This window comes from Kitasatospora sp. NPDC007106 (assembly GCF_040634455.1).
GTDB lineage: Bacteria > Actinomycetota > Actinomycetes > Streptomycetales > Streptomycetaceae > Kitasatospora > Kitasatospora arboriphila.
Window position 1 is genome coordinate 1 of the sequence record NZ_JBEYFP010000420.1, and the last position, 5,238, is coordinate 5,238.

The following is a 5,238-nucleotide window of genomic DNA, read 5'->3' on the forward strand; positions in this document are numbered from 1 at the left end:
AGCCAGCCGAGCAGCGGCTCCAGCGCGGCCCCGCCCGGCGCCGGATCGTGGTCGAGCGGGATGAACTGGGCCTGCCGCGACAAGGTAGCGCACCGCGCCGACCATCTGCCGGTGGCAGTAAACCTCCGGCTGCCCGCCCGGCCCTCCAGCCATCCCGGCACCGGCATTGCATCGCACACGACCGCCCACTCCGAGTCCGCGCGAGGCAGACGGGCAGTTCTCGGGAGGCTACCGCTGGCTGCCAGGGTCGGATTGCGGGTCGGGGTCGGGCAGAAGTCGGACGCCGTGGCGCAGTTCCACGGTCGGGCCGAGGCTGATGCGACCCGACTGCTGAGCCAGGGCGATCCGCTGCACCGCAAGCGAGCCCGTGACCATGCAAGACCCGGCCCGGACGGCGATCAGCCGGGCCTGCCGGACAACGCCGACCAGCCCCTCCAGATCAAATACGACCTTGAGGTCTACATCCAGGGTGCCGATCCGGGAACCGTCCACCAGGACATCGACCTTTGGACGATGGACGGAGGTGATGCGGTGCTTCGCCAGGGCCACCACCTCTTCGCTGCCGGGTTCGTCCCTGGTCCGCCGGGCGGCCTGGCGCAGGGCGGTGTGTCGACGCCAGCCGCCGGCCACAAGGTCGAAGAGGTCGAGCGCGAGGAAGCCGCTGACCACCGAGGCCACCTCCCGTTCGACGGCCCGGCCGACCGGTGCGGTGAGCCCGTGCGCGCCGCTGATGAGATCGTCGAGCGCCCCGCGATCGTGCAGGGCTGCGGCGAGCGTGTCGACGTGCTCGCCGACATCCGGGAGGAGCAGCAGGTCCCGTGCGGTGACGGGCTGCTGGAGAGTGGTGGTCATGTCTACTGCTCCTCGACGCTCTGGATGCCGGGGTCCGCACGCGGTTCCAGCCGGACGGTGCGGGTCGGCCGGCTGTGGCTCCCGGGCTCGGTAACCCGAATATCGATGTCGGCGAAGCTGGCCGGCAGCAGCGAGGCCGTGACGTGGGCATGGGCTGCACGGGGTGACCGGCGGCGGTAGAAGTAGGTCGCAGCGGCGCCTGCCAGTACCACTGCGCCGAGGACGGGTCCAGCCACGAGCCCAACGGGCAGGCCGCCAGAGCCGGAATTATCGAGCCCGACCCCGTTCCCGCCACCGCCGGTACCGCCATTCCCGCCACCGCCGGTACCACCGTTCCCGCCACCGCCGGTACCACCGTTCCCACCACCGCCGGTACCACCGTTCCCGCCACCGGCCCCGGAATCAGCTGGCAGGACAGTGAAGACGGCGCTGTCCTGCACGGCGGAGTCGTCCGCGCAGACCGCCTGCACCTCATGCTGTCCGGCCTCTGCGTCCTGCGGGACCTCGATCATGGTGCTGAATCGGCCCTCCTCGTCGACCGTGACAGTGTCCAGCGCGCTGCCCTCGTCCCACCACAGCTCGACGTCGGAGAGACCAGCGCAGAGATAGCCGGTCGCGGTGATCCCGAACGTATCGCCCGCCCGTCCCTGTGATGTGTCGAGGACGATCACCGGGTCCGCCTTCGCTTCCGGTTCAGGGTTATCAACCGTGAACGTCGCGGCAACCCTGAGGGACGCGCCGAGGAACTCTACCGGTGAGACTCCCCCAGCGCGCTGCGCCAGGACGTTCGCGCAACTCGCCACGACGCTGTGTTGTCCAGGGGTGGCCCAGGTGGGTACAGCGAAGGCCACCTGAAAGTGGTCTCCGCCGCTCATGTCGCTGCCCACGGCAGCGGAGTCAAAGGTGACCTTGACCGGATCCTGGCATGCGCCGAAGCCGTCACCGAAGGCCGTGACCTGGTCGCCAACCACTCCGTGCCCGCGGCTGAGTGAGATAGTGGCGCCCGCCCAAGCCTGTCCCGGCAACGCGAGAAGGCCGCAGGCCATGAAGAGTAAGCCGCTGAACAGCAGCGTGATTAGCCGTCGGCCAAGGACCGGGTTCCGCGCTGACATGACCGTCAGTCACCAATCGGCGGCCGCACGGTGGGGGCACGGGCTCGCGGGAAGGGTGTGAAGGTATTCGCACATGACGCACCGTCCTTCAGCGGTCGCTCTTATTCTCCTCTCTCATCGGTCTCCCGTACAGCTGCCAGCTCCCGCTACTGTCAGCGACAGGACCCTGGTGACATTGTGTAAGTGCGGCTGTGGGCAGCGGGTGTTGGGGAGTCATCTGTCCGGCGCGGAGGGGTAGGTGGCGGTTGCGGTCCGTATCCGGGGCCGATCCGTGATCACGGACTGTGGACAACGCCCAGCCCAACCATGATCCCGGCGGGGGCGTAGAGGTGTTTCAGGGCCCAGCGCGGCCAGTCGAGGTGCTCGCAGCCGGCACGTCCTCACCGCAGCCGGAACCAACATCGTCCGCCTCCGCCAGCATCAGCCGGACGGCAGCGAGATCGGTCCGGCCAGCCGTTTCACGCGCCTGTGCAGGCAACTCCATGACGGGACTCGCACCCACAACCCTTGAAGATCACCAACAGCATCCCGGATGTGAGCCAGAGCCGGTCACCGTACAGACCCTCGCGTCACTACCGGCGCGACGAGATGGCGGCTGGCCGGGCTGAGGTGGCCCCGGCTGGCCGCCCTCGAAGGGGCATTCGCCAGCAGGATGGGCGTGCCCATGCCGCGCTGCGTTCTATGGCGCGGGAATCAGCTCGCCGCGTGCGATGGCCTCGCACAGGACGTCCTTGAACTGCGGGGGCATGAGGTTCAGCGATCCGACGGCCTCCTGGGTGAGCGGGATCTCTTCGAGGATGTACTCGCCGCGGTCGGTGCGGGCGAACTCGGGGCCGGTGCGGTTGTCGAAGTCCCACTTCTCGATGCGGGCCAGGTAGTAGTACTCCGTCTCCCCCTTGGGGTTGTCCATCTGGTGGAGCAGGCGCAGGATCTCGGCGTCGCCGGCGATCTCCTCGTTGATCTCGCGCAGGAGTGCGGCCTCGCGGTCGGTGTCGGTGTCCTCGACGCCGCCGCCGACGATCGCCCAGTACGGGTCGATGCCGGGGCGGATGCGCTTGATCAGGAGCGTGGTGTTGTGCGGGGTGATCAGGACGGCTCGGACGCGTTCGGTCATGGGGCGGGTTCTCCCTCGTGGTCGGTGGAACGGGGTGGTCAGTGCAGCAGCCAGCCGCCGTCGATGTGCAACGTCTGGCCGGTGATGAAGGATGCGGTCGGGCTGGCGAGGAAGGCGATGGCGGCGGCGACGTCGTCGGGCTGGCCCCGGCGGGGGACGCATTGCCGGGCGAGCTGGTCCTCGGGCCTGGCGCGGTGGTGTGCGGGGAGGGTGTGCTCGGCGTCGACCTGGATCGCTCCCGGGACGACAGTGTTCACGCAGATGCCCCGGCCCCGCCCACCACCAGATCACCCAGGGCGTCGCCCTCCTGCCCACAGCCCGCGACAAAACCCGCGCCGTCTTCCTCACCTACGAAGCCGAAAGCCTCCTCCGACAAGGCGAGATCGACCACAGCGCCGCCACCGCAAACCAGGCTCTGGCCCTCGCCCGGCGGATCGGGGCGTCCCGCTGTATCCGCCAGATCAAGGCCCTCGAGGCCGGATTTCTGCCGCACCAGCGGGCCGAGGGTGTCAAGCAGTTCCTCGAATCTGTGCGGTCAGCTGCCTGAACCCCTGCCCCTTCGTCGGCGCGCCGCGCCGCTGCGCGCTCGCCAACCCACAGCGTCGGGGTCGATGTCCTCGACGCCACCGCCGACGATCACCCAGTGAGGCACGGCTGACCTAGGGTGGCGACCCGGCCGGGGTGCCTGGAGCCTCGACGTGGTGCTCGCGCTGCAGCTGCTTGCACGGGGCCAGCCCGGCGGGGTCCGACGCGCCCTCGTTGGCATCCGGACGGCTGTCGGCTGCCGGAGCAAGGTGTTGGGCTTCACTGGCCGACCAGCCGGCGGGTGGTCTCCGGGTATTAGAGGCCATCTCCTTCCCGCTCCCGCCGAGGTGCCGCCCAGTCCCTGACCTCGATGGGAGCCGAGACAGAAGCCCCACTCGACATCCGAGAGCTCATGGCGGCGGATCACGCCAACCGTGATCTTCCAGCTACTTGATCGCCTTTGAAGACGATCTCTAGCGTCGGCCCTCGGCGGAGCCGGCTCCGCCGGGCTCGGCGCCGGGAGTTCGCGTCACCGCTTGACAGCAACTCCCCCGTAGGCCGGAGCCGCCTCCTGCCAGCCCTGGTGCAGCTGCCCCTGCGGCCGCCACAGCGGAAGCTGCACCAGTCCGGGATCAACCAGTTCGAAGTCCCCGAAGAACTTCTCCACCTCGGCCCGCGCCCGCAGGACCAGCGGCGAACTGGCACCACGGTAGATCCGGGTGGTCTCTTCGGCCGCCTGCGGCGACATCAGATCCTGCGTGCCGTGCGAGAGGATCAGCATGCTCCCTGGCGCCAAGACGTCCCGCAGCTGGGCCACCGTCTCGGCGGCCCCCTCCTCGTCCCGGACGAAGTGCAGCACCGCCACCAGCATCAGGGCCACCGGCCGGGAGAGGTCAAGTGCCTGCTTCAGGCCCGGATCGGCGAGTATGGCGACCGGGTCACGCAGGTCTGCGTGGAGAACCGTGGTGTGCCCGGCCGGGTGGTGGGCCAGCAGGGCACGGGCGTGGGTGAGGACGATCGGGTCGTTGTCGACGTAGACCACGCGGGCATCCGGAGCGACTCGGTGGGCGACCTCGCTGGTGCTGCCCATCGCCGGGATCCCGGTGCCGATGTCCAGGAACTGCCGAATACCGGAGCCGACCGCGAACTCCACCGCACGGCCGAGAAACTCGCGATTGATCCGCGCCCCGAGCCGGGCATCAGGCATCAGCGCGATGATCTTCTCGGCAGCCTCCCGATCGGCCGGGAAATGGTCCTTGCCACCCAGGTAGTAGTCGTACATCCGCGCAGGGTGGGGGATTCCGGTGTTCAGCTCCGCCGGAGGCTGCCACTCCCCCGCCACGATCGGCTGCGGCCCACCGGGCGTCATCTCGTCCTGCATCAGCTCTCCCCCGAACCCGTGACATCTCGTCATCTCATCGTAACGGTCACGGTAGCGGCGGTGGCGGGTCCTCGGCCGCATCGCGAATCCCGCCGCAGCTCACCTTCCTCGCCCAACGCCGCACCGCCACCCTCCCCCGCCGAGTGAACCCGCGCTCTCGCACCCCAGGCCGCCGGCGCGGCGCCGGATCCGTTCCGTCCCGGCTGTTCGATCCTGTTCCGCCACGGACTACGCTCTGCGGCATGCGAGATGAC

General features: G+C 69.3%; 5 protein-coding genes and 1 pseudogene. All 6 read right to left on the reverse strand.

What is annotated here, in order from left to right; all coding sequences use genetic code 11:
• Nucleotides 1-228: 228 nt before the first annotated feature.
• Nucleotides 229-852, reverse strand: coding sequence for a hypothetical protein (locus ABZ641_RS25090; protein ID WP_359985111.1), 624 nt, complete (start codon nucleotides 850-852; stop codon nucleotides 229-231).
• 2 nt (nucleotides 853-854) lie between these two features.
• Nucleotides 855-1,964, reverse strand: coding sequence for a hypothetical protein (locus ABZ641_RS25095; RefSeq protein ID WP_359985114.1), 1,110 nt, complete (start codon nucleotides 1,962-1,964; stop codon nucleotides 855-857).
• A gap of 679 nt (nucleotides 1,965-2,643) precedes the next feature.
• Nucleotides 2,644-3,078: an NUDIX domain-containing protein gene (locus ABZ641_RS25100; RefSeq protein WP_359985117.1), complete on the reverse strand. Its 435-nt coding sequence runs from the start codon at nucleotides 3,076-3,078 to the stop codon at nucleotides 2,644-2,646.
• A gap of 38 nt (nucleotides 3,079-3,116) precedes the next feature.
• A pseudogene (locus ABZ641_RS25105) lies at nucleotides 3,117-3,344 on the reverse strand (SDR family oxidoreductase); the annotation flags it as partial.
• On the reverse strand, nucleotides 3,332-3,571 hold the full coding sequence (locus ABZ641_RS25110) for a hypothetical protein (protein ID WP_359985120.1): 240 nt from the start codon (nucleotides 3,569-3,571) through the stop codon (nucleotides 3,332-3,334). The gene ABZ641_RS25110 and the pseudogene ABZ641_RS25105, both read right to left, overlap by 13 nt.
• A gap of 561 nt (nucleotides 3,572-4,132) precedes the next feature.
• Nucleotides 4,133-4,984, reverse strand: a complete 852-nt coding sequence (locus ABZ641_RS25115) for an SAM-dependent methyltransferase (RefSeq protein ID WP_344626857.1) — start codon at nucleotides 4,982-4,984, stop codon at nucleotides 4,133-4,135.
• Nucleotides 4,985-5,238: the final 254 nt, after the last annotated feature.